The following is a 23,310-nucleotide window of genomic DNA, read 5'->3' on the forward strand; positions in this document are numbered from 1 at the left end:
TTTCAATAACTTATGAAAAAACATAAAAACATTTAGTTGATAATATTACAAAAACAGTGCAATTCGCACCAAAACACCACCCATTTGTTGCTTTTTGAAGAGTTTTGTTTCTAATTGTTAAACAATGTAAAAAAAGAAGCCAATCATTCGACCTTTTCACGCTCCCACTTATCGGAACAATCAATGGCTTCCAATTCGTTTTACGAAAACACGCGAAAACATTACCGGCCGGTAAAAAACATAGAACCGAGCTTTGCATTAAATTTGCCACGGGCTGTGACTATAATAGTTTCCTGTTGAAATTCTTCTGATAGGATCTGTGTTCACATGTTGACACTCCATACCTCCCACAAAACCGAGTACCTTTTAGCCCATTTAATTCAAGTGATTCACTCTCAACCCTTGCCATCTGCATTTGATCGCGAGGTGTTTTTGATTCAATCTCAAGGTATGGAGCGCTGGCTTTCTCAGGAGCTGGCAAATGAATTTGGCGTGTGGGCAAACGCAGATTTTCTATTTCCATCCAAATTCTTCAACTCGATGGCAAATCTTGTGGATGTCTCCTTGGATGCAGGCCCCTTTGAACGAAACAACCTGATTTGGCAAATTGATGCCTTGCTTCGCAACATAGATAACCAGCCAGTTTTTGCGCCCTTACAAAACTATTTAGAAAAGAACCATGAGAGCAGTGCAGGAAATAGCGCTCTCAGACGCTATGAATTAGCCGAGCAAATTGCGCGTGTTTTCGATGAATACCAGATCATGCGTCCAGATATGCTGGACTTGTGGGCAAGACAGCAACTCGTCACCAACAATTCAGCTGAAACATGGCAAATGGCGCTCTGGAACCAGCTACTGGACAAACTGCAAGACCACACCCAGAAGCTCCGACACCGCGGGCAGATTTGGCAAGCAGCGATTGAACAGCTGACAAATCCTTCAAACCCAAACCTCATTGATCGCCTTCCAAAACGCATCTCGGTATTTGGGATTAGCAGCATGCCACCGCTATTTTTAGAATTTCTGCACGCTTTGGCCACACAAACCGACGTACAACTGTTTTTAATGCAGCCCTGTAAAGACTACTGGGCGGACATTCCTGGGATTCAAGAAACACGTCTAGCCAAACTCACTCGCAACACATTCACTGAAACAGATTTATCACTGGATGAAGCCATTCAAAATCCTTTGCTATCTCTGCTTGGACAACAAGGGCGAGAGTTTCATCAAATGCTTTTGGAACGTGGAGACATTGCATGGACAGTCGACAGTTTCGAGGACTTCTCCTCCGAGGAAAACAGTTCGACCTTAACGCAGTTGCAAGACAGCATTCTGAACAATATTGACCGGCCGGTAAGAGCTCAAGATAATTCCATTAAAGTCGTTGCTTGCCATTCACCCATGCGTGAAATTCAAGTTCTCAAAGATTATTTACTGGAACGACTCAATCAAGATGCACAACTTGAGTTGCGAGACATTGTGGTCATGGCACCCGACATTTCAAACTACGAGCCATTTATTTCCGCTGTGTTTGACGACCCTCGCTTTGCTTATTCGGTTGCTGACCGAAGTATTCGCTCTGCCAATGAAATTCTCGACAGATTCATTGAGCTGTTACAGTTACTTTCAAGTCGCTTCGAATGGGATCGAGTACTGGATTTATTAGAGCAACCAGTGATTTATCAAAAACTCGGACTAGATGAGGAAGCCCTTGATTGGATTCGTACGTGGGTTGCCCAAACACACATTCGCTGGGGAAAAAATGCCGACCACAAATCACAAATGAATTTGCCAGCGCTGGAGCAAAACACTTGGGATGCTGGTTTAAAACGCATGATGGAAGCCTTTATCCAGCGAGGAACCGGCTTTGATATCGAAGGATCAATCACACAAGCCTTAGGCGCATTAGACCATTTTGTTCGCAACATTCTGTTCCGGTTCTCCAAACTCACCACTCAAGAGCGCACCCTCGGGCAATGGCAAAAATCTTTGCTGGCAATTCTTGAAAGCACGTTTGAAGAAAATGCCTTCGGGCATCTGGTGCAGCTGCGTGAATTAATCGGTGACTTACAAACACTTCCTCAAACTCAAAGCTATCCATTAGACGTCATCATTCACTGGCTGGAGTCAAGTGTCGGTGAACAAAAAAGTTCGCAAGGCTTCTTATCGGGACAACTGACTTTTTGCTCAATTCTGCCCATGCGCTCAATTCCCTTCAAAGTGATTTGCCTGATTGGCTTAAACGAAAACGACTTTCCGAAACTTGACCGCAAACCGAGCTTCGACTTAATGGGAGGCCGTGACAATTTCCGAACTGGAGACCGTTCCAACCGAATGGATGACCGTTATCAGTTTTTAGATGCCCTCCTTTCCAGTCGTGATGCTTTCTACTTAAGCTATGTCGGACAATCCATTCAATCCAATCGAGAAATTCCACCTTCCGTGGTCATTAGCGAAGTATTGGACGCTCTTCAACAAGATGAAAAACCAACCCATAAGCATCCCTCTTTGATTGAAGTCCATCCTTTACAACCGTTCTCACAAAAGTATTTCTCTCAACTACAGACTTTCGATGCCATGGCGGCCGAGACAGCCAAAGCGTTTACCAATGGGAAAGTAAAAAATAACATCTGGTGGGACTGGGAAAATCAAACCGCTGAGATTGCATTGAGTGAAACCATTGCGCTACCAGAATTGGTCAGCTTTTTCAAAGACCCACAAAAAACCTTTGTGCAAAAAGTGGCTGAATTACGTTTTGAATCACTGGAAGAAACCGCAGACAATGCCGAGATTTTCACACTGGATGCGCTAGAGAACTTCACCATCAACCACCAAATTTTACATGCCATGTTGGAGAACAGTGAACACTCTCTAATGGAACAATTGAAAACCAATGGTGAATGGATGCAAGGAACTTTGGGAGATGTAAATTTTGCGGCCAAAACCAATGAAATTCGCCCACTGGCTAATCTTATCCAACAGCAACAATCGCAACTCGGCGCACAATTAGACGAGCGATTTATTGAACTCAAATTAAATAGCCATACTCTAGAAGGCTGGCATCGTCATGAATATGAATCTGGCAACCTTTTCTACCGGCCGGGTAAATTGAAGACGAAATATTTACTCGAATTTTGGATTTATCATTTAGTGAATGAAAAACCGACTGTCATAATTGGCTTGAACGAAAAACGACAACCAACAGCTTATCAATTCCCAGTTCTGCCGGAGTTAACACGCATCGAATATCTCAATCGAATGCTTTCGGTTTACATTGATGGGCACAGCCAACCCTCTAACCTTTGGATTGATGCCGCGTGGCAATACCTGAATGCCAAAGAAGATAAACAAATTTCCAACGCACGAACCGCTCTCGACACCACGATTAATGGCGACCATGCGAGCGAAGAAGTTCAACTGCTCACCAGAGGCTATGCCATCGAACATTTCTTAAACGACGAGTTTATTCAGTTAGCGACCGAGATTCTTCGACCAGTAAAAGAAAACCTCATTTTGGTTCAGGAGGCCAAGTAATGGAAAACCTATCCCTGCCAAGCGCTCCAAAAACGCCTGTTAAACCAGAAACATTCGATCTGCTAACGCACACCTTTCAAACAGGAGCTGCTCTGATTGAAGCCAGTGCCGGAACCGGAAAAACCTATTCCATTGCCATGCTCGTTGTACGCTTAGTGGTTGAAAAAGGCATCGCCATTGATGAAACACTGGTTGTCACCTTCACCAAAGCCGCGACCGAAGAACTCAAAGACCGTATCCGTGCCCGTTTCGTTGAAGCGAAAGAACATTTGCAAGGCAAAACTACTGACGATTTACTGGTGCAATGGACGCAAACACTATCAGACAAGGACGAAGCTTTAAAACGCATCGCAGCAGCGCTCGCGAATATCGACCAAGCCGGAATTTTTACTATCCACTCGTTCTGCCAGCGTATTTTGATGGAATACCCTCTAGAAAGTGGACAATCGTTTTCAGGTGAACTCAGTACCAATATCGACCAATACAAAGACCGTGTGTTGCGCGACTTCTGGCGTAGAAACGTTTATTTACGCCCAGCGGAAGAAGTCAACGCTATCTTATACGCGATTAATCAGATGTCGGTGAATGCCACCGTATTCAACCCTCGCTATAAAAATGCACTGCAAAAGCATGGAAGCCACCTTGGAAAACTTGGTTATCTTTTATCTATGGCATCCTCAGAAACTCGACTCGAACCGGAAACCGTGCCGCTTGATGAAATCGTGCAAACCTTTCTCAAAGCGCAAAATGCCATTCATACCTTTTTCGCTGAATTAGAACCAGAATTGTTCAACCTGCTCGACAAAGCCAAAAGCAGTGAATGGATCGCAAAAAACAAAATTGTAAAATGCTTCCGGCTCTATGAAAATCGTCATGTCGAACCGAAAGAGTTTTTTGACTACCTACCTTCTGCGTTTAAAAAAGCGCATATCAGTGAACTGGACCTGTTTTTAGAGGATATCGACACGCCTTTTTCTCTATTTGAGCAAATGAAAACTCTCTCACAGCAACTGCCGGTCGCCATTATTCAAGCGTTGTTGAAAGATTATTTCACCGAACTCTCCTCTCAACTACAAAGCGAAAACGAGATGAGTTTTGACGACTTGATTTTGCAGCTGGCTTTTGCACTCAATCAAGGTGAAAAAAGTCAGTTTTTGCAACGACAAATCAGTGCTCGATTCAAAGCCGCTTTTATTGATGAATTTCAAGACACCGACCGCCATCAATGGCAAATTTTCTCGACGCTGTTCAACCAAAATACGACGTATCTCTATTTGATCGGCGACCCAAAACAAGCGATTTACAAATTTCGAGGTGCCGACATCTATGCCTATCTGCAAGCGAAAAAGGATTGCCAATTTCACTACACACTCGACACAAACTGGCGTTCTACACCACAACTGGTAGAAGCGGTCAACACACTATTCAGTCAAGCTGAAGACCCTTTTTTAACCAAGCCAATCGAGGAGATTGGTGACTTTCCATTTCATCCGGTAAATGCCGGCCGGTCACAAATCGAAAAGCATGCCGCCTTTCATTTCTGGCAAATGCCAGCCGCACCTGAGGAGCTTGGTAAATCAGTCGGTCGAGGAAACGAAAAGCAGATTGTCTGGAAAGCAGACAATGCAGAACAGGTGATTCGACAAAACATCCTGTCACATATCAGCGAGCAACTTCAAAACGGGGAAAAACCCGAATCTTTTGCAATTCTGGTCAGAGGTAACAAAACCGCGGCAAGCTATCAAACCGAATGTCTACGCCATGGAATTCCGGCGGTCATTAACGCCAAAACTTCCGTTTTTGAAACGCCACAAGCCACAGAATTACTCTATGTCATGCGCGCTTTAAGTGAGCCCAGTGATTTGCGAAAAGCGAAACAGGCACTAGCGACAACATGGTTTGGTTTTAATGCTGAAAAGCTCATCGCCTCAGCAGATTCAGGTGAGTTGGAAAATTGGCTGGAAAGTCTGTTTGAGCATCATCAAACTTGGGTAAAAAAAGGTTTTATGGCTGCCATTTACGGTTTGATTGATGACTGGCAAGTGCGAGAAATTCTTGCGCAAACGGAGCATGGCGAGCGCAGCTTGACGAATATTTTTCATATGATGGAGTTGGTTCAAGCCGCCAGCTTAAATGACCACTTAAACATCACCAAAACCATCGCATTTCTGGAACAGCAAATCTTAAATCCACCGGCCGGTGAAGATGAAGTATTGCGCCTAGAAACGGATGAAAACGCCGTGCAGATTGTCACGCTGCACTCCTCCAAAGGCTTGCAGTACAAAACCGTCTATTGTCCCGACTTATGGCGTTTTAAAAGTGATCGAGCAAATCATTTGCTGAGCGTCCATGAATTAGGCGAGACGATCATTGATATGGGCTCCGAAAAGTTTGAGGCACGAGCTAAGCGCATTGAAAACGAAATGCGAGCTGAAGATATGCGCCTCATTTATGTCGCACTGACACGTGCCGAAGAGGAGCTTCATGTGGTGTTTGGCCCTGCTTTGGAAAACTATCTAAAATCTCCGTTTTATGAACTCTTAAAACCTGGACTACCCGATTCAGAAGCGTTTGCAATAACTGAACTCGATATAGCACCTGCTATCCAAAACTATCAAGCTGACCGGCCGGTCATAAATTTTGAAACGGCCGACTTTACGCGCCAAGCAATTAATACTCGTCGGCGGGTCTTTAGCTTTTCAGGATTAGTCAAAAACCGTGCGATTGAAGCGCCCACAGACAAAGGTCAAGAACTTGAAGAGAACCATTCCGCTCTGCAAACCTTAAAGAGCGAAATCTCATTACTTCCCAAAGGTGCAGAATTCGGAAACCTTGTGCATGACCTTTTGGAGAAATGCTCCTTTTCAGGCTTGGCCAAGGGCGTGGATTCGGATATGCGCCAAACCCTATCCGATCAATACGGCGTTAAATGGAGTGAAGCGATTGAACAACAAACTCAGCTGTTTGATGCATTAATTCAAAAGGTTGTCACGACCCCTTTAGACACAGTACAAAGCGACTTTACACTCGCTAATTTGCCAGAACACAAAGTGCTCAAAGAAATGGCTTTTTTCTACGCAATTCATCCAACCCAAACACAACAACTGAATCAAATATTGAGCCAAACCGATATTCCTTATTCTCCGATTGGAGCAGACGCAATTGAAGGGTATTTAAATGGGTTCATTGACTTGGTGGCCGAACATCAAGGTAAGTTTTATGTCATGGATTACAAAACCAACTATTTAGGCAACGATTGTGAGAACTATAGCTTTGAGAACATGCATCAAGAAATGACGCACCATTCTTATGGCTTACAATTCACGCTCTATTCACTTGCACTCCACCAATACCTTAAAAACCGGGTCGTTGAGTATGATTACCAACAACACTTCGGTGGCATAAAATACTTATTTGTTCGAGGAATGAATGGCAAAGACGCGAATTTTGGTGTCTATGATTACCGGCCAAGCTTGGAATTGATTGAATCACTGGAAGCATTAATTAGAGGGGCGAAAGATGCCGCATAATTTTTTAGATCAACAGTTGGCGCAGCACATTGCACCGGAAAACCCAGCCATGCAAACGATTGTCATGCAACTTTCCAATGAACTATCCAAAGGCCATACCTGCATTCAAATAGATGACGAACAGATGCAAGCGGTTCAGTCATTCCAATCACCGGCTTTAGTGCTTGAAGATAACCTGTTATACCTGAAACGCTATGCACAATATGAAACACAATTAGCCATACTTCTCAAAACCATGGCCAAACGTCACACGCCCGATTTAATTGAGGAAGCAGCCCTAAAAAATCATTTTAATGATGATTACCAAGCGCAAGCTGCACAACTTGCATTGCAAAATGATTTAGCCATTATTACCGGCGGCCCTGGGACTGGAAAAACCACCACCGTCGTAAAAATATTGGGGCTACTTAAACAGACAAATCCAAGTCTTACAATTTCACTCTGCGCCCCAACAGGAAAGGCTGCCATGCGGCTGCAAGAATCGATTTCAGGCAGCAAATCCTTTCTAACAGAATTTTCAGATGAAGTCGTTGCACAAATTCCAGAAAACGTCATGACCATTCACCGTTTACTCGGAGCAAGACCTTTTACCACCGATTTTCGCCACGACACAGAAAACCCTTTGCTATCAGACGTGGTGGTAGTCGATGAAGCCTCAATGATTGATTTGGCATTAATGGTGAAGCTGGTCGAAGCACTGAAACCATCTGCCAAATTAATTTTACTTGGGGATAAAGACCAACTGGCCTCAGTGGAATCAGGATCAGTCCTTGCAGATTGCTACCAAGCCTTGCAACAAAACCGAGTGGAATTGCAAAATACTTATCGTTTTAGCGGAAAAATTAAAACCCTCGCCGTCGCAGTGAACCAGCAACAAGAAACTGAGGCCTTATCTGTTTTGAATGAGAGTACAGCAGACGACCCTATTGAGTGGTTTAATCTAGAAAACACTTCCTTAAAAACCTTTACGATAAAACATTACCAGCCTTACTTTGAACAGTTGCAATCCTATAATGAACAAGACAATGCCATGGATCATCACAGATGGATTTCCAACTGTTTTAAATGTTTTAATCAATTCCAAATCTTAGCTGCAACCCGACAGGATGACAAAGGCGTAGAACATTTAAATGAGATGTGTGAAAGTACACTTAGAAAAAACACAGAGCGCTGGTATCTTGGCCGGCCGGTAATGATTTTACGCAACGACAGCAACACCCAATTGTTTAACGGTGACATTGGCCTTTGTTTACCATCACCATTACACAAAAATAAATTGAGAGTCTTTTTTCCAGACGGTAACAATTTCAGAAGTTTTGCCCCAACGCGCCTGCCAGAACATGAAACAGCCTTTGCAATGACGATTCATAAAAGCCAAGGATCAGAATTCAATCATGTATTAATTGTGTTACCAGACACTCTGGATGAACACAATCAACTTGTGACAAAAGAACTACTCTACACCGCCATTACCCGTGGAAAATCCCGAGTCAGCATTCAATCGAATCCAGCCGTCTTGACCGATTGTATCAACACAAAAGTGACTCGTCTTAGTGGTCTTCAGAAAAAGCTCGCTGACTAGCGAGCATACCGTAAAAATCAACTGGCTAAATTGACCTCTAAAGGCGATTGATCGCTTGGTTTCAAAGCCACCGTTTTATCCTCATTCGAGCGGTTCACCAAAAAATCAACCAGATGGTTACGAATCTTGTAGTAATCCTCGTGGTGAACAATATCACTACGCTTACGTGGCCGATCAATGGTAACATTGACCGACTCGGCAACTCGAGCATGTGGACCATTCGTCATTAATAAGATGCGATCTGAAAGCAGTATCGCTTCATCAACATCATGGGTAATCATAAACACGGTCTGTTTAGTTTCCCCCCAAATCTTGATTAACTCTTCTTGAATCACGCCACGAGTCAATGCATCCAATGCACCGAAAGGCTCATCCATTAACAAAAGCTGTGGCTGAGTGGCAAAAGCACGTGCAATACTCACCCTTTGCCGCATACCACCCGAAAGCTGAGACGGCTTTCGATGCTCAGCATCTTTCAATCCGACTAGCTCCAGATACTTCAAACTATGCTCAATGACTTTTTCCTTACTCCACTCTGGCCAGCGAGCCTTAACCCCGAAAGCAACATTTTGTAAGGCCGTTTTCCAAGGTAACAAACTGTAATTCTGGAAGACTACACCCCGCTCTAGGCTTGGACCAGAAATCTCTTTACCATTCATAAAGACAAACCCGTCAGAGGCTTCATCTAATCCAGCAAGTATATTCAAAATCGTTGATTTACCACACCCAGAGTGGCCAATGACGCAAACAAACTCTCCTTTATCAATTGTAAAATTCGCGCCTTCAAAAACTACAAACTCTTGGCCTTTTTCTTTGCCCGGATAACTCTTTTTTAAATTTTCAATTTCGAGAAACGGATGACTCATCATCACTCCTTTATTCTTGATACTCGACCCAGCGTGCCGCATAAGCCAGTAATAAATCCAGAATCATGCCGATAACCCCAATCATGAAAATTGAGAAAATAACACTCGACAGATCTAAATTGTTCCATTCATTCCAGACGTAATAACCAATTCCGGTCCCCCCTACTAACATTTCTGCCGCAACAATCACTAACCACGCAATACCAATGGAAATACGCATGCCAGTCAAGATAGTCGGCGCAGCCGCTGGCAGAATGACTTGCAAAGCAGTTTGAATAGGCGTCAACTGATGCGTTCGAGCAACATTAATCCAATCCTTGCGAACATTGGCGACACCAAATGCCGTATTAATTAACATCGGCCAAATTGAGCAGATAAAAATAACGAAAATCGCCGAAACCTCTGAATCTTTAATGATAAAGAGAGCCAAAGGCATCCAAGCCAACGGTGAAATTGGTCGCAACACCTGAATAAACGGATTCAGAGCGTTGTACATTAACGGCGACATACCAATCAAAAAACCGACTGGAATCGCAATCAATGCGGCTAGAAAAAAGCCGACCAAGACTCGATAAATCGAATAACCAAGCTGAATGCCAATCCCCTTGTCATTCGGCCCAGCATCGTAAAAAGGATTACTCAGCTCTTCCCAGCCCAAAGCAATCACATCAGAAGGCGGCGGTACACGCGCTTCCTGAGAGGCACCCCCCATCAACAATTCATATTCTGTTAGTGGTTTAGTATCAGAAGGCGGTTGATTCGCGCCTTCCCAAATCCCCAATAACAAAACTAGAAGAATGATGGAAAGCAGCGTTGACTTAACTCTAAGTGAATTCAACATAGTGCTTCCCTTCTATTCTCAAGTGCGCTTGATTGCAAAACTTTCAACGTAAGCTTCTGGCTTCGTGTAATCAAACTCTTTGCCCATAATCGTATAGTTTTCATAGGTTTTCGCTGGCGGTTCATAGCCAAGTTCCTTCATGACACGACCCGTCTCTGCCGCGGTATAAACCTCCTCAGCAATCTTCTGATAATCAATATCACCTTTGATGTAGCCCCAACGTTTCATCTGCGTCAGAATCCACACACCCATTGAATGCCAAGGGAACGGGTCAAAGTCAATACGATCCGGAACATCCATAACGCTGCCAAGTCCATCCGCATAACGACCAGTCAAAACTTGTTGTACAACCGGCACAGGCTGGTTCAGATAGTTTTTTGGAGAAATAGCTTCGGCAATCTCTTTACGGTTTTCCGACTTGGCTGAATACTCGGTAGCATCAATAATCGAACGAAGCAGTGCACCATAGGTATTTGGATTTTGAACCGCAAACTCTTTCGAACATGCGAAAGCACAACAAGGATGACCTTCCCAAATATCTTTAGTCAGGGTATGAATAAAACCAACTTTTTCCCAAACTGCTCGTTGATTGAATGGGTCAGGAGACAAATAACCGTCTAAGTTACCGGCACGTAGATTCGCTACCATTTCAGGGGGTGGCACAACTCGAATTTGAATATCCTTATCTGGGTCTAAGCCATGTTCAGCAACATAATAACGAAGCAGGAAGTTATGCATGGAATACTCGAACGGCACACCGAATTTAAAGCCTTTCCAATCTTTTGGATCACGCTTATCTTTGTGATCATTATGAAGAACGATTGCCTGACCATTGATGTTTTCGACTGTTGGCATAATGAAGGGCTTAGCGGTTGAACCCGCTCCCATTGACATTGCCAGCGGCATCGGTGTCAACATGTGTGATGCGTCATACTCTTTAGCTAAAGACTTATCACGTGCCACCGCCCAACCTGCGGTTTTAATTACATCAACATCTAAACCGTTTTTCTCATAAAATCCCATTGGGTGAGCCATAATAATGGGTGTCGCACAGGTAATCGGTACAAAACCAATATTCAGTTTTTTCTTTTCCAAAGGCCCTAACCCCATCGTTTCCTTAATGGCGGCTTTAGCCTCTTCCATAGGGAAAACCGATCCCAACACTGCAGCAGTTGTACCTGCACCAATCATGCTCAAAAACGATCGTCGACTCATATCATTGTGGCCAAATACCGAACGCACCACCGCACTTTCAACCGCACGATCAATGATCTCCTCTTGGCTCTGTAGTGCTGCCTCAGCAGGTGAAATGATTTTTTTCGAGTGCGGTTCGCTTTGTTGGTCTAATTTTTGTTGTAGTGTTTGCTCTATGGACTCTTGCTTATCACGTGCGCTCAAATGTGGCTGATTTTTTTCCAGCAGACACATCGGGCAGTCACAATCAGATTTATGGAGCAAGCTTTTACTGGCATCGAATGGATCACTAAGACTTTTAAATGACATTGGCATCCCCTTTGGATTTAACTTAATGACAAAAATAACTTGATAGGTGAGTTATTCATGCAATAAAAACAGTAATCAAAGTTAATTCAGCAGAGCACATGCCAAACACTATGAAAACCATAACTATATGATTTTCATAAATAAAAAATACAAACCAATACACGCTACGCCTATGAAATTTCGTAATTTCTTTAAATTTCCAAAAAGACGTTATGAAATTTCATAGTTTTGCAAAAAGAAGTTCCATATATCTCTCAACCTTCAAAATTGGACTTTATGATGAAAGACTCAGAAGCTTTATTGTTTTCCCATAGCCCCGAAGCAATAGTTGTTATCGATACGATTAATGGCCAAATTCTGCACATCAATCAAAAAGCCTGTGAACTTTTACAAATAGACAAAAAGAAACATTCTGTTGCAAACACAGACATTAAGAATTTATTTGTAAAAAGTTGGTCAAACTTTGTCACATTCACAGAAGAGGTTTTGCACAAAGGCGAGGCTTGGAGCCATGAGTTAATTCTGAAAACTGCAACCGAAAACATTAAAGTTCGCGCTTCAGGGAAACGAGTACCGAATAAACCACAAATAGTTGTCTTAGAGTTCATACCCCTTAGACAACTAAATTGGCAACAATCGATCAGTGAAATCGATTATTTACAGCGCCAAGGTTTAGCTCACTGGCAAAAAATCCAAATCTTCTTTCGTGAATTTGAACAAACCAATAGTTTAATCTTGAATGCCGTGGGTGAAGGCATATATGGCGTAGATACTAAAGGTATGACAACCTTTATAAACCCTAAAGCTGAGGCGATTCTTGGATGGGAGGCCAGTGAACTCATTGGTCAAAGAATGCATGAACTCATTCATCACAGCCATCAAGACGGGAGCCATTACCACACGAAAGAATGTCACATCTATTCGGCATTTCATGATGGGAAAACCAAACGCGTGACAGATGAGTACTTCTGGCATAAAGATGGATCATCTATTCCCGTTGAATATACAAGCACACCTATTTTTGAGAATGACCAAATTCTTGGAGCAGTTATAGTCTTTCGCGATATTAGCGAACGAAAGCAGTCACAGGAAGCTATGCAAAACGCACTGAACGAGATTAAACAACTTAAGAAAAAACTGGAACAAGAAAACCAATATCTTATCGAGAGTTACAAACAAGAACACCACTTCAATAAAATTATTGGTAAAAGCACAGCCATTAATAAAATCATCCACCAAATAGAAATGGTCGGCTCTACCAATGCGAATGTATTAATAACCGGTGAATCTGGAACCGGCAAAGAACTCATCGCTCAGGCAATTCATGAATGCAGTGACAGAAGAGAGCGAACATTAATCCGTGTGAATTGCGCATCCATTCCTAAAGACCTTTTTGAAAGTGAATTCTTTGGCCACACGAAAGGCGCATTTACGGGTGCGATTAACGATAGAGTTGGAAGGTTTGAATTAGCAGATGGCGGCACCCTATTTTTGGATGAAGTTGGAGAAATCCCAATCGAACTCCAAAGCAAGTTGCTTCGTGTTTTACAAGAACAGCAATTTGAACGAATTGGTGATACAAAAACTCGTAACGTTGACGTGCGAATTATCGCCGCAACCAACCGAAACTTAGAAGATGAAATCAAGAATAAACGTTTTCGTGAAGATCTATATTTCCGATTAAATGTCTTTCCAATTGAGTCACCACCTCTGCGTGAACGCCTTGAAGATGTCCCAATACTTGCAAAACATTTTTTAACCCGATTATGTCAAAAACATAATAAACCACAGCTACAACTAAAGATTAAACACATACAAGCATTGCAAGCTTATCATTGGCCAGGGAATATAAGAGAGCTAGTCCATGTCATAGAACGAGCAGTCATCACCTCAGAAGGTCAACTTTGCTTGGAACTCAACAGTTATAGGCAGAATGGCTTTGAAGAAACAGACAGACAAATTAATGATGAGTCAAAAGTAATACTTAGCTATCCCGAGTTAAAAAATCTAGAACGCCAAAACGTGATTAACGCACTCAAACTCTCAGGAGGAAAAATTTTCGGTGAATCCAGCGCCAGTAAAATACTTCAAATCAACCCAACGACACTTAATTCTAAATTGAAAAAATTGAAGATTAATAAATACGAGTTCAAAGACGGCTCTGAATTTAGCAATACCTAACAACCCTAGGAGGGCAAAATGGGAATATTATGTGTTTTGGCTTAGTGACGTTTTATTTAAATATGTATTAAAGTAAACAAATACAAAACTATATTTACACTATTGCAAATTTCAGGTAATAAAAAACCCCAAGCATATCAATAGCTTAGGGTTTAAATGTGGTGCGAGCGGAGAGACTCGAACTCTCACACCAAAGGCACCAGAACCTAAATCTGGCGTGTCTACCAATTCCACCACGCTCGCAGTGGTGGCCACACCTGGAATCGAACCAGGGACACAAGGATTTTCAATCCTTTGCTCTACCAACTGAGCTATGTGGCCTCCGTGATGTGCGGCGTATTGTATAGACGGGCTTAAAGGCTGTCAAATCTTTTTTTGAAAAAATTAAAAATATTCATGAAAGTCGTGAACACCTCTTTTATTAAGCTGTCGAGAACAATTTAGTGACATCATCTCAGTATCATTTCATTTAGATCGACTCACTTGAAAATGAAAACTCAAGCGAGATACTGATAGATCTATTTTTCTCATCCATTAACTACTCTCCTCGCTGCCCGTCGCAGGATAAAAACACACATCACAACCACTGTATCTTGTATCAAGACATAGATCATTAACGTCAATAAGTCCTTAGCGTTTGACCTTTTGCCAAACCAAGTAATTAAGACTTACCTTTTTACTCATTAAACCCTTTTAGCTTAAAAATGTAAAAAAATCACATTTTTTATTGTGAGTTTGCTTTTTCAGGCGTATGATCTATTCAAGTCAAAAATGTAAAATTATTACATTTTATAGATACAGTGAATTGGGAGAAATCATATGCAAATAAAAAAACGTTTTGAATTGGCTGTTTTAACTACAGCAATTGCACTTTCTTTAAGTGGCTGCGGAGGCTCTTCAACCACTGACTCCATAAATCCGATGGATACTCTAACAACTTCTGAACAAGCCTATGAAATCACAATAGAGCGTGGGCCAGTGCTTTATGCACATGTTATTGACTCATCCGGAATAAAAGCTACCCCTGTTCAAGATGAGAATGGAAAACCAACGAATCGCTATCGGTTCAATCTGACGCCAAACTATCCAATCTCAACTTCCGGTGGTTATATTGACTTAGATACATCTGGAAACTTAAGCGCAGGCGATTTAAAAATGGGAGATCTTCGACTGCAAACATACAATGGCTCAACATTAACCATTGCCAGCACCCTAGCGGATAAACAATTAGATGTGCTTGCGTCTTTAGGATTTAATTACGAACAGCTTACTTCCAAAACACCTTCTACAGACTTAATGATTGCCGCGTTAAGTGATGAAGTGTTTGCCTACGCACTTCGGAATCAAATCACCGACTTATCGCAAATTGATTTGAATCTAATTCGAGATCAAATTGCCACACGCATCAGTCTCTATCAAAGCTCAGGATTATCCGCTATTGAGCAAGAACAAAACTTGATTGATGAGTTGGCTGCAGAATCTATTGTGAAACCAATTGATGCCATAACTGCTGAGACTTTAATCGCTGATGGTAGCTTGGATATTACGCAACAAGGTTTTACTGAAATGACGATTGTTCCTGAGACTCAAGAACTGATTGCCTTCTCATGGAATGAAGAAAAAATGGCCAAGGAATTATACTTAAATATGTATAACGACTTGTTAGCTCGTGGTGTAGAAATCAAATCACTTTACAATGTGGCAACAAATTCTGAAACTAAGCACCAAGAAACAATGCAAAATTTGGCCGAAAAATACGATTTAGATTTAATTACGTTTGCCAATTCTGATGCATCAAGTGTGATCTATGGATATGATGCCGTAGCACTAGCTGCCGTTGAAAACGCCGAATTTATATTGCCCGAAGTGCAAAGCCTGTATGACGGTTTGTGGGCGCACTATCAAGAAGGTAATGCGACCGCAATCAGTGCACTTGAAGCAGCTTGCATGGTCGAAGTGGTCGATGTAAATGACCTGAATACCAGCATTGATGAAGCGAATGCATTGGGTGCTTATGAACTGGAGGCTGCTCTTGAGAGCTTACGCTCAGGAAGCTATAACCATTATTGGGCTTTTGATGGTGCTCTTATTGCGCAAGGCATTCAACAAGGCTGTGGTATTTTAGGTGCTGAGTATGATCAAGATTATCCTCAAGTGACCAAGGGTAATGGTCAAGGGAATTAAGCGTTACAATATCGCGTTGTAATGAAAGATGAACTTTAAGGTTGTATTGGTTTTATGAAAAATGAAGTTTCCAACAATCGCTTTGAGCGAATGCTGAAACGCGTGTTAAAACCATTGGTTAAATTTCTGCTCAAACATGGAATTACTTACACCGCTCTGCAAGAAGCCTTAAAGTCACTTTATGTTGAAGTAACGATTGAGTCAGGTCAACTCGAAACCAAACGGATGACAGACAGTCGTATCAGCTTACTGACAGGCATCCATCGTAAAGAAGTCAAACGTTTACGTGAATATCTGCAACAAGGTGATACACCGTCATTAGGCGAACTACAAGCCAGCTTAAGCGCAGCGGTTATGGCGAAATGGTTATCGTCGCCTGACTATTTAGAGGATACCGGATATCCTCGTCAAATCCCTCGAGCCGGAAAAGCGCCCTCTTTTGAGGCGCTTGTATATAGCGTATCTAAAGACAAACATTATCGAAGCCTTTTAGATGATTGGCTAGCCCAGGAAATTGTCGCCCTTGAAGGTAATGTTCTAATGTTGCAACAACAAGGATTTGTGCCTTCGGAAGACGAAGCCGAAAAGCTTTATTTTGCCGGCAAAAACCTCGGAGCGCATATTGAAACGGTGACGCAAAACTTGCAAACCGATTCATTTCCAATGTTTGAAAGAGCAGTATTCTATCGAGGCTTATCCCAAGAATCTGTCTCAGAAATTGAACAAGAAGCAAAGCGTCGAAATCTTGAAACCTTAACCAAGATTAATGACATGGCAGCAAACGCCAAACAAGCCTTACCGGCCGGTAAAGATTCCAATAATATCTATGGTTTCCACTTAGGCGTTTACTTTCTAAGAGAACTCCAAGAGCCTTCAAAAAACGACCTTAAAATACCTGACGATGCCAATGGAGTCTTAAAATGAAAAGCTTCCTACTTCTTTTAATTTTTGCATTTGGCGCAACTGCCTGTTCAACACCAACCTCAAATACTGCGAAGATAGAAAACCCAATCGAAAATATCGATAATGGATTCGGGGGCACAGGCAAGTCGCTAGCTTATGAAGAAGAATCAGGATTCGGTGGAACCGGCGTTATTGGCACAGTGGAGGCTTTTGGCAGCATTTGGGTGAATGGGCTTCACATCCAATTTGACCATCAACGAAAGGTTACCGCCAATTTATCTGGAAAATTTCCCATTGCGATTGGTCATCAAGTCTTACTCCGAGCCGAGCAAACAGGGCAAACAATCCAAAGCCATGAGTTAGTCCTACACTTCCCTCTGGCAGGAAAAGTCACAGACATCAAACGACAACATTTGTTAGTTAATAACCACTGGGTTCGCTGGAATACAAAAACACAGTTCGATAAAAACTGGCAAGATCCAGAGAAAATTAGGCTTGGAGAATTTGTCATTGTCAGCGGCTATCAATTAGACAGTGGCACTTGGGTCGCAACACGTTTATCTGCAAACCCTCAAAAAACTCAGCATTTTGCACCAGAAATCATTTGGCCATTTCACCAGCGCCCAAACCGGTTTATCATAGAAAATGCGTTAACATCACGCCTATCCCCCAGCTTAAAACAACTTGCTCCGAACCAGCGAATTATGCGCTCAGGTCGTTTTAGCTCAATGGGGCAGCAAAACCAAATACCTTCTACTGCAAATAAAAATATGCACAAAAGCTCAAATGGACACTTCCAAAGCCCGGCTCGACATGGCTCACCAACCATGCAATCGCCAATGATGGGGAGACAAACAGGAAGGTATTAAATAATGAATTGTGCCCGAATAAAAATTTAACCTAGCTCTGTTACACAACAGTTGCTGCAAATAACTCTGGATAAGATTTGTGAAAAAACTCTCAATGACACATTTGACCTTGGTCATTCTACTTTTCGTTTTAGTAACATCGATATTTAATATTGTTGAAGACATCCACGATATGGGCGGCCATTGGAGTGACCATGTGTCTATTGAAGCTTTTCTGGCGATTTTGTGTTTGATTGCTTTAGTGGTTTTATTGAAGTCTGCACGAAACCAAGACGAACACCTCTCTGAAACCTTAGTAAGACTGCATCACACCACTGAAAAGCTCGATGAATATGAATCACGCACTTCTGTTTTGATGCACGAATTCTCACAAATCATTCAACAGCAATTCACAGAATGGAAATTCACTCCGAGCGAGAAAGAAGTCGCGCTACTTTTACTTAAAGGGTTGAGTTTGGATGAAATTGCGGAAGTTCGTGAAACCAAATCGAAAACTGTACGACAGCAAGCATCTAGTTGCTATAAGAAAGCGAATGTTAGTGGGCGCCATGAATTAGCTGCATTTTTCTTTGAAGATTTACTGCTCTAACAATAATGACCTTATTTTCACGGCTTAACGCCCTGTTGGATTGGCAAACCAATCAAGCTCAGCTTGATAGAGTTGCGTATCGACGTCCATAAAACTCAAAATTGAGTGGAACAATGCATCATGATTTGTTGCTAACGCTTGTTTTTGTTGAGCGTTGGCAAACTTTGCATTATTGGTATCGTTCATCCAAACGAGCATTGGGATATCTCTTTGCTCTTGCGGTGCCATAAAGTTAGGTAAACCGTGCAAGTAAATACCATTTTCTCCCAAAGATTCGCCATGATCACTGGCATAAATCATCGCGGTCTCATACTGAGAATAGTTTTTTAGCCAATCAATCGTTTTTTGAAGAAATTCATCTGTGTACAGAATCGCATTATCATAGGTATTCTTTAACTCATCTTGAGTACATTCAGATAACTCGTTCGTATCACATGTAGGAGTAAATCGCCGAAAACTTTCTGGAACACGTTTAAAATATGCCGGCCCATGATTCCCCATTTGGTGAAGCACAACCACCATATCTTTTTGTGGATATTGACCGACAAATTCATCTAGATTGGCAAGCATGCCCTCATCTCGACATTCAACATCGCAGACTGGGTTGATGTCAGAGTTTTTATAAGACTGATAAGCCACCCTATCTGCAACCCCTTTGGAATCCGAATTATTATCAAGCCAAAGCACTTCAATCCCTACCCGTTTAAGCACATCCAAAACATTTTCTTGCTGTTTGGCTTTAGTGGGTGAATAGTCGTCTTCCCCCAAAGCGGAAAACATACAGGGAACAGAATAGGCGGTTGAAGTACCGCAACTGGTCGCCTGTTGAAAACTGATTAAATTTCCAGACTGCATCAACCTTTCAAGGTTTGGAGTAGTAGGCTGAGAGTAACCATTGATTTGCAAGTGATCACCACGAGCGGTTTCTCCAACCACCATGACTAACAATTTAGGCTTGTGAGAGTCAATTGAGGGAATTTTCTTGGCATCCATTGCAATACTTTGAAATGGTGCCGCCTCCGCCTCAAAAGATTGCCCAATAAATTTGGCGCTCGAATAGAGATAAAAGCTTGGATTCGAGAAGTAACGAACCGATTTGTGTTCTCTTAAAAAGCTACTAAATTGCTCACTCGCACTGAAAACAGCAGTTAATGCAATGATCAGACTCACAAAAAATAGACCCATTCTTTGTAATAACGCTTTTTTCCACCCAACAGGTTTGAGCTTCACTGCATAGAGTAAAAACACACTTGGAATAATGCCTAAGAAAAACAGATATCCAAATAACTTCATGTTTAGCAAATCAAAAGCTTCGGCTTGATCCGTTTTAAGAATGTTAGTGATCATATCTTTATCAATCACCGTATGATAACTATCCATAAAATAGGCAGAACTCGCGGTGACCATCAGCAATATGATGATGGTTGCTTTGGAAAACCGATGAAAAACAAACAGCGATAACACCAAAACCAAACTCGCCCAAAGCAACAAACTAACGGCCGCTAAAAAAAGTCCTTCATCGACAGAAAGAGGATAAATTTTGAATAACGCTTGATAAAACGATTGATTGGCAAACATTACCCAGAAACCTGCTAACAAAATCAGAAGCATTGGGTAAGACAATTCAATCGAAAAATTAGAGAGACGTTTAGCAAAGACAGTCATAGTGATTCCAAGAAAATATTAGCAGCGAGTTATTCATTTCACGCGTTTTGAACCCAGTGCAAAACATTTTGATCTTTAAGAAAAGAGGTCGCTTCGCCCCCTTTCAATAACGCAAGACTCGATAAAACGCCGGACAGTAAACATGTTGGCGCTGCAACAGTGGCGCTTCTAGGCGCATCAGGAATAGGCCAGCCTGTTTTTGGGTTAAGCAAATGGCCGTAACGTTTCCCTTGATATTCAATAAAACGATGTTCATCACCACTCGTCGCTATTCCGCCCTGAGAAAGCGCGACTTGAACGGTTGAATTTTCCTTCAGAGGGTCTCGCACGCCGACGCTCCAAGGCTGCCGATTTTTGCGTGGCCCTGATACTCTTAAATCACCTCCGAGGTTAATCAACACTGGTTCATTCAGACTGGCAGCTTGTAACATCGCCAAGGCTTTATCGGCTGCCCATTCTTTTACCAAGCCTCCTAAGTCGAGTTCAAAACCTTTTGGTAGTTTGATTTTGTCAGCCGTTCTTTTCACCTCTCTCCAACCAATAGAGGACAATAAAGGCTCAACTTCTGATTGATCAGGAATTGAATGTTGGCCATCAAAGAGCCAAACACGTCGCAAAATGCCACTCGTGGGATCAAATAAACCATTGCTAAGATCATAAATTTGATCGATAAAATCGAACAGTCCAGCCGTTTCACTATCGAGTGAACACCACTGACCACTTGACTGATTCAGTTGAGACAGCCAAGATTCAGGCTGATAGCGTGAATACTTATCTTGCAAACGCCAGACCTCCTCTGCAACCAAACCACCGATTTGACTAGCAACGGCCCACGAATCGCTCTCAATCAAGACTTCACAATCACTCGCCATAGCAAAGAAACTGGCACGATAACCGGTTTCTGTTTGAGATAGGCACAACTCACGCTTCAGCATTAGAAAGTGAACTTATAACCAAATTGAACGATGGTAGCCGAGAGGTCGGAGCTTTGTGGCAAACTCTCTTGCACGCCCGGAAGGGCATGCTTATCATCCGAGCTTTGTTCGTATTGCTCTAAACGAAGACTGAATTCACTGCCACTTTCTGTTCTGTAAGCGAGCTTTGCTCCCACGGTGAAGGCTGAAAGCTCCGACAAGCGGCTGTCTGAACTTAAGTGATCACCAAATTCTGGCGACTCATCAAGGTGGTGCTGATAAAAATCAGCGGCCGTTTGCTGGTAGTAGCGAACCTTTGGCGTTAGCGAGAATTTCTCATTCCAATTCCAACGATACTTGGTCTCTACGGTATGCGACGTAATCCCCCAGTCATCTGAGGTCAAACGATAAGACGCATCAAAGGTATCGCCCCAAGAAAGGTGACGACGGTAGTTAGTATGTAAGTAGGTTTTTAAACGATTATCAGGCCGGTTTTCATAAAAATAAGCCACAGGACGTCCGTTATCATCCAACTGACTGACAAACTTGTAAGGGTCTGTGTGATAGCCTGAAGAGCTCGCAAGACCCACACTGGCCTGAATGAGACTTCTTTTATCCAATACTTGACTGATTCCAACTCTCGCCTCTGCAGTAGTTCTCTGCTCATCGCCGTCTTTACGCTGTAGAGAGATATCACTGCTGCCAATTGGCGCACCACCCACCGGACGAATCATATCTTGGGTTAGAGAAACACCCCAATTCAAGGTGGTGTTTTTCTGATTAAAATAATGTGTCATTCCGCCATTCAGTGATAAAGATGTAAAATCATATTCACTCGAAACACTGAGACCAAGGTTGTAACGATCACCGGAAGCAAGTGGTGCATCGTAGCTTGCACTGACTTGAGCACGCGTATCTTTGAAGGTGTCATCCAAAGGAATCTCACCGGCCGGTGTGGTATAGCTACCCTTGCCACTCGGTCGGGTGAAGGTTTGCGGCTGATCGGATGCGGTCGCACCATTCGGAGACGCGCCAGTAAGAGCGTCTACGACGACCTTCACACCAATCACAGAACCATCTTCTTGGGTTTTCTTTAAGCTTATCGCCGGCTCAACCGCTGAAACACGATCTTGTTCATCATAAATAAGCATCGCCGAGTCCACTTCCCACTCGGCTTGCACAGCACCACTCGCCCCTAAACAAGTCATTGAAGCAATGGTCAATTGCGAGATAAGATTCGATTTTGTTAATTGCATCCGCAGCCTCCTGCCGCAAAGCCAGAGCCACCACTCGCGGCTTCTTTCGAAAAATAGATATGGTCGTCAAACGCCTGATCCATACTGTTTTCTTGCATTTCAGGTTTCGCCAAAATACCTCTTTCCCAAGGCTTTACGCCAATTTCACTCAGCGCACTACACCCATTTAATGAAAATAGACTTGCAAGCAAAGCCCCGAAGGCAAGGTTTCTTTTCCAGTTCATAGTGAGTCAATTTCCTTGAATTTTTTGTTGGATAAGTTGCTGGATACTTTCAGCGTCTTTCTTTAAGAACCCCTGATGCTGCCAAACAATTTGTCCTTCCGGATTAATCAAATAAGACGTCGGCATGGCTTGGACTTGCAGAGCGCTTGGCAAGGTGCCTTGAGCATCAAAAAGAATTGGGAAACTAGCGGGAGTGGTTTGCAAAAAAATGTCGGCATCTTGCCGGTTTTCATCGACATTAACGGCAACCACAGTAAAATTTTTTGATTGCATTTGTTGATGCAACTGATTCATAAAAGGAAAAGAAGCTTGGCAAGGCGCACACCAAGAAGCCCAAAAATCCAAGTAAATCCACCGGCCGGTATAGTTTTGTAATTCTGGAGAAAGTTTATGCAGTGTTAAGGTTTCAGCATAAGCAAAAGAATTTGGACTCACCCAAATCAGACTGCTGAAAATGACAAGCATTTGAATCAATTTGGTGAGCGTTGAATACATACAAATCCTCATGAATCTCATTGATTGAGTGTTTGAGTAATGTAGCGCCCTAATTAAAAACCGCTATTGGGCATTCGTCGAAAAAACCTGGAAAAATGTCCACCGAACATCTGTACCATATCATTAAGTTACTATTTAACACAAAATAAGTATTCTTCGCATACATTCAAAATC

General features: G+C 42.5%; 16 protein-coding genes and 2 tRNA genes. 8 read left to right on the top strand and 10 right to left on the bottom strand.

Going from position 1 to position 23,310, the window contains the following annotated elements:
* The first annotated feature begins 327 nt into the window (after window positions 1–327).
* From recC to recD, 3 genes are read left to right on the top strand one after another with little or no spacing between them, the layout of a single operon-like run.
* Window positions 328–3,534, top strand: a complete 3,207-nt coding sequence (gene recC, locus D9T12_RS11860; RefSeq protein ID WP_130538371.1) for an exodeoxyribonuclease V subunit gamma — start codon at window positions 328–330, stop codon at window positions 3,532–3,534.
* The gene (gene recB, locus D9T12_RS11865) at window positions 3,534–7,064 is read left to right on the top strand and encodes an exodeoxyribonuclease V subunit beta (protein ID WP_130538372.1); all 3,531 of its coding nucleotides are present in this window, start codon (window positions 3,534–3,536) and stop codon (window positions 7,062–7,064) included. Before recC ends, recB begins: the two co-directional genes overlap by 1 nt.
* Entirely contained in the window at window positions 7,054–8,646 is a 1,593-nt protein-coding gene (gene recD, locus D9T12_RS11870; protein ID WP_130538373.1) for an exodeoxyribonuclease V subunit alpha, read from the top strand. The genes recB and recD overlap by 11 nt, the downstream gene beginning before the upstream one ends.
* A gap of 17 nt (window positions 8,647–8,663) precedes the next feature.
* On the opposite strand, the gene D9T12_RS11875 is transcribed toward recD, so the two are convergent.
* From D9T12_RS11875 to D9T12_RS11885, 3 genes are read right to left on the bottom strand one after another with little or no spacing between them, the layout of a single operon-like run.
* Window positions 8,664–9,512, bottom strand: coding sequence for an ABC transporter ATP-binding protein (locus D9T12_RS11875; RefSeq protein ID WP_130538374.1), 849 nt, complete (start codon window positions 9,510–9,512; stop codon window positions 8,664–8,666).
* Between the two features lie 10 nt (window positions 9,513–9,522).
* Entirely contained in the window at window positions 9,523–10,353 is an 831-nt protein-coding gene (gene ntrB, locus D9T12_RS11880; protein ID WP_240693190.1) for a nitrate ABC transporter permease, read from the bottom strand.
* A gap of 18 nt (window positions 10,354–10,371) precedes the next feature.
* Window positions 10,372–11,856, bottom strand: coding sequence for a CmpA/NrtA family ABC transporter substrate-binding protein (locus D9T12_RS11885; RefSeq protein WP_130538375.1), 1,485 nt, complete (start codon window positions 11,854–11,856; stop codon window positions 10,372–10,374).
* A 279-nt stretch (window positions 11,857–12,135) separates the two neighbouring features.
* On the opposite strand from D9T12_RS11885, the gene D9T12_RS11890 reads away from it, so the two are divergent.
* Entirely contained in the window at window positions 12,136–14,037 is a 1,902-nt protein-coding gene (locus D9T12_RS11890) for a sigma 54-interacting transcriptional regulator (RefSeq protein ID WP_206199103.1), read from the top strand.
* A gap of 159 nt (window positions 14,038–14,196) precedes the next feature.
* Here the strand turns inward: D9T12_RS11890 and D9T12_RS11895 are convergent.
* Window positions 14,197–14,280: transfer RNA gene (locus D9T12_RS11895), tRNA-Leu, on the bottom strand.
* 2 nt (window positions 14,281–14,282) lie between these two features.
* Window positions 14,283–14,358, bottom strand: a tRNA-Phe gene (locus D9T12_RS11900).
* Window positions 14,359–14,856: 498 nt separating this feature from the next.
* Between D9T12_RS11900 and D9T12_RS11905 the strand changes: the two genes are divergently transcribed.
* The 4 genes from D9T12_RS11905 (at window position 14,857) to D9T12_RS11920 (ending at window position 18,582) form a co-directional block, all read left to right on the top strand.
* On the top strand, window positions 14,857–16,221 hold the full coding sequence (locus D9T12_RS11905) for a DUF2202 domain-containing protein (protein WP_130538376.1): 1,365 nt from the start codon (window positions 14,857–14,859) through the stop codon (window positions 16,219–16,221).
* 54 nt (window positions 16,222–16,275) lie between these two features.
* A complete protein-coding gene (locus D9T12_RS11910) occupies window positions 16,276–17,145 on the top strand; it encodes a DUF6502 family protein (RefSeq protein ID WP_130538377.1) in 870 nt (289 codons plus the stop codon).
* The gene (locus D9T12_RS11915; RefSeq protein ID WP_130538378.1) at window positions 17,142–17,993 is read left to right on the top strand and encodes a DUF5666 domain-containing protein; all 852 of its coding nucleotides are present in this window, start codon (window positions 17,142–17,144) and stop codon (window positions 17,991–17,993) included. Before D9T12_RS11910 ends, D9T12_RS11915 begins: the two co-directional genes overlap by 4 nt.
* Window positions 17,994–18,072: 79 nt before the next feature.
* Window positions 18,073–18,582 carry a helix-turn-helix transcriptional regulator gene (locus D9T12_RS11920; RefSeq protein WP_206199104.1) on the top strand — a complete coding sequence of 170 codons (510 nt, stop codon included), beginning with the start codon at window positions 18,073–18,075 and terminating at the stop codon, window positions 18,580–18,582.
* Window positions 18,583–18,606: 24 nt separating this feature from the next.
* Here D9T12_RS11920 and D9T12_RS11925 read toward each other — a convergent pair whose 3' ends face one another.
* The 5 genes from D9T12_RS11925 to D9T12_RS11945 are packed head-to-tail and all read right to left on the bottom strand — an operon-like array spanning window position 18,607 to window position 23,136.
* Window positions 18,607–20,247, bottom strand: coding sequence for a phosphoethanolamine transferase (locus tag D9T12_RS11925; protein WP_130538379.1), 1,641 nt, complete (start codon window positions 20,245–20,247; stop codon window positions 18,607–18,609).
* Window positions 20,248–20,285: 38 nt separating this feature from the next.
* A complete protein-coding gene (locus tag D9T12_RS11930; RefSeq protein WP_130538380.1) occupies window positions 20,286–21,182 on the bottom strand; it encodes an FAD:protein FMN transferase in 897 nt (298 codons plus the stop codon).
* On the bottom strand, window positions 21,182–22,417 hold the full coding sequence (locus D9T12_RS11935; protein ID WP_130538381.1) for a DUF3570 domain-containing protein: 1,236 nt from the start codon (window positions 22,415–22,417) through the stop codon (window positions 21,182–21,184). The genes D9T12_RS11930 and D9T12_RS11935 overlap by 1 nt, the downstream gene beginning before the upstream one ends.
* Window positions 22,408–22,641: a DUF4266 domain-containing protein gene (locus D9T12_RS11940; protein ID WP_130538382.1), complete on the bottom strand. Its 234-nt coding sequence runs from the start codon at window positions 22,639–22,641 to the stop codon at window positions 22,408–22,410. Before D9T12_RS11940 ends, D9T12_RS11935 begins: the two co-directional genes overlap by 10 nt.
* Before the next feature lie 6 nt (window positions 22,642–22,647).
* Window positions 22,648–23,136: a TlpA family protein disulfide reductase gene (locus D9T12_RS11945; RefSeq protein WP_165395116.1), complete on the bottom strand. Its 489-nt coding sequence runs from the start codon at window positions 23,134–23,136 to the stop codon at window positions 22,648–22,650.
* Between the last annotated feature and the right edge of the window lie 174 nt (window positions 23,137–23,310).

Origin of the sequence: Thiomicrorhabdus indica (assembly GCF_004293625.1) — a bacterium.
GTDB lineage: Bacteria > Pseudomonadota > Gammaproteobacteria > Thiomicrospirales > Thiomicrospiraceae > Thiomicrorhabdus > Thiomicrorhabdus indica.

Coding starts and splice junctions, on each gene's coding strand:
- recC (WP_130538371.1), top strand. CDS start 328: ATGTTGACACTCCATACCTCCCACAAAACCGAGTACCTTTTAGCCCAT.
- recB (WP_130538372.1), top strand. CDS start 3,534: ATGGAAAACCTATCCCTGCCAAGCGCTCCAAAAACGCCTGTTAAACCA.
- recD (WP_130538373.1), top strand. CDS start 7,054: ATGCCGCATAATTTTTTAGATCAACAGTTGGCGCAGCACATTGCACCG.
- D9T12_RS11875 (WP_130538374.1), bottom strand. CDS start 9,512: ATGAGTCATCCGTTTCTCGAAATTGAAAATTTAAAAAAGAGTTATCCG.
- ntrB (WP_240693190.1), bottom strand. CDS start 10,353: ATGTTGAATTCACTTAGAGTTAAGTCAACGCTGCTTTCCATCATTCTT.
- D9T12_RS11885 (WP_130538375.1), bottom strand. CDS start 11,856: ATGTCATTTAAAAGTCTTAGTGATCCATTCGATGCCAGTAAAAGCTTG.
- D9T12_RS11890 (WP_206199103.1), top strand. CDS start 12,136: ATGAAAGACTCAGAAGCTTTATTGTTTTCCCATAGCCCCGAAGCAATA.
- D9T12_RS11905 (WP_130538376.1), top strand. CDS start 14,857: ATGCAAATAAAAAAACGTTTTGAATTGGCTGTTTTAACTACAGCAATT.
- D9T12_RS11910 (WP_130538377.1), top strand. CDS start 16,276: ATGAAAAATGAAGTTTCCAACAATCGCTTTGAGCGAATGCTGAAACGC.
- D9T12_RS11915 (WP_130538378.1), top strand. CDS start 17,142: ATGAAAAGCTTCCTACTTCTTTTAATTTTTGCATTTGGCGCAACTGCC.
- D9T12_RS11925 (WP_130538379.1), bottom strand. CDS start 20,247: ATGACTGTCTTTGCTAAACGTCTCTCTAATTTTTCGATTGAATTGTCT.
- D9T12_RS11930 (WP_130538380.1), bottom strand. CDS start 21,182: ATGCTGAAGCGTGAGTTGTGCCTATCTCAAACAGAAACCGGTTATCGT.
- D9T12_RS11935 (WP_130538381.1), bottom strand. CDS start 22,417: ATGCAATTAACAAAATCGAATCTTATCTCGCAATTGACCATTGCTTCA.
- D9T12_RS11940 (WP_130538382.1), bottom strand. CDS start 22,641: ATGAACTGGAAAAGAAACCTTGCCTTCGGGGCTTTGCTTGCAAGTCTA.
- D9T12_RS11945 (WP_165395116.1), bottom strand. CDS start 23,136: ATGTATTCAACGCTCACCAAATTGATTCAAATGCTTGTCATTTTCAGC.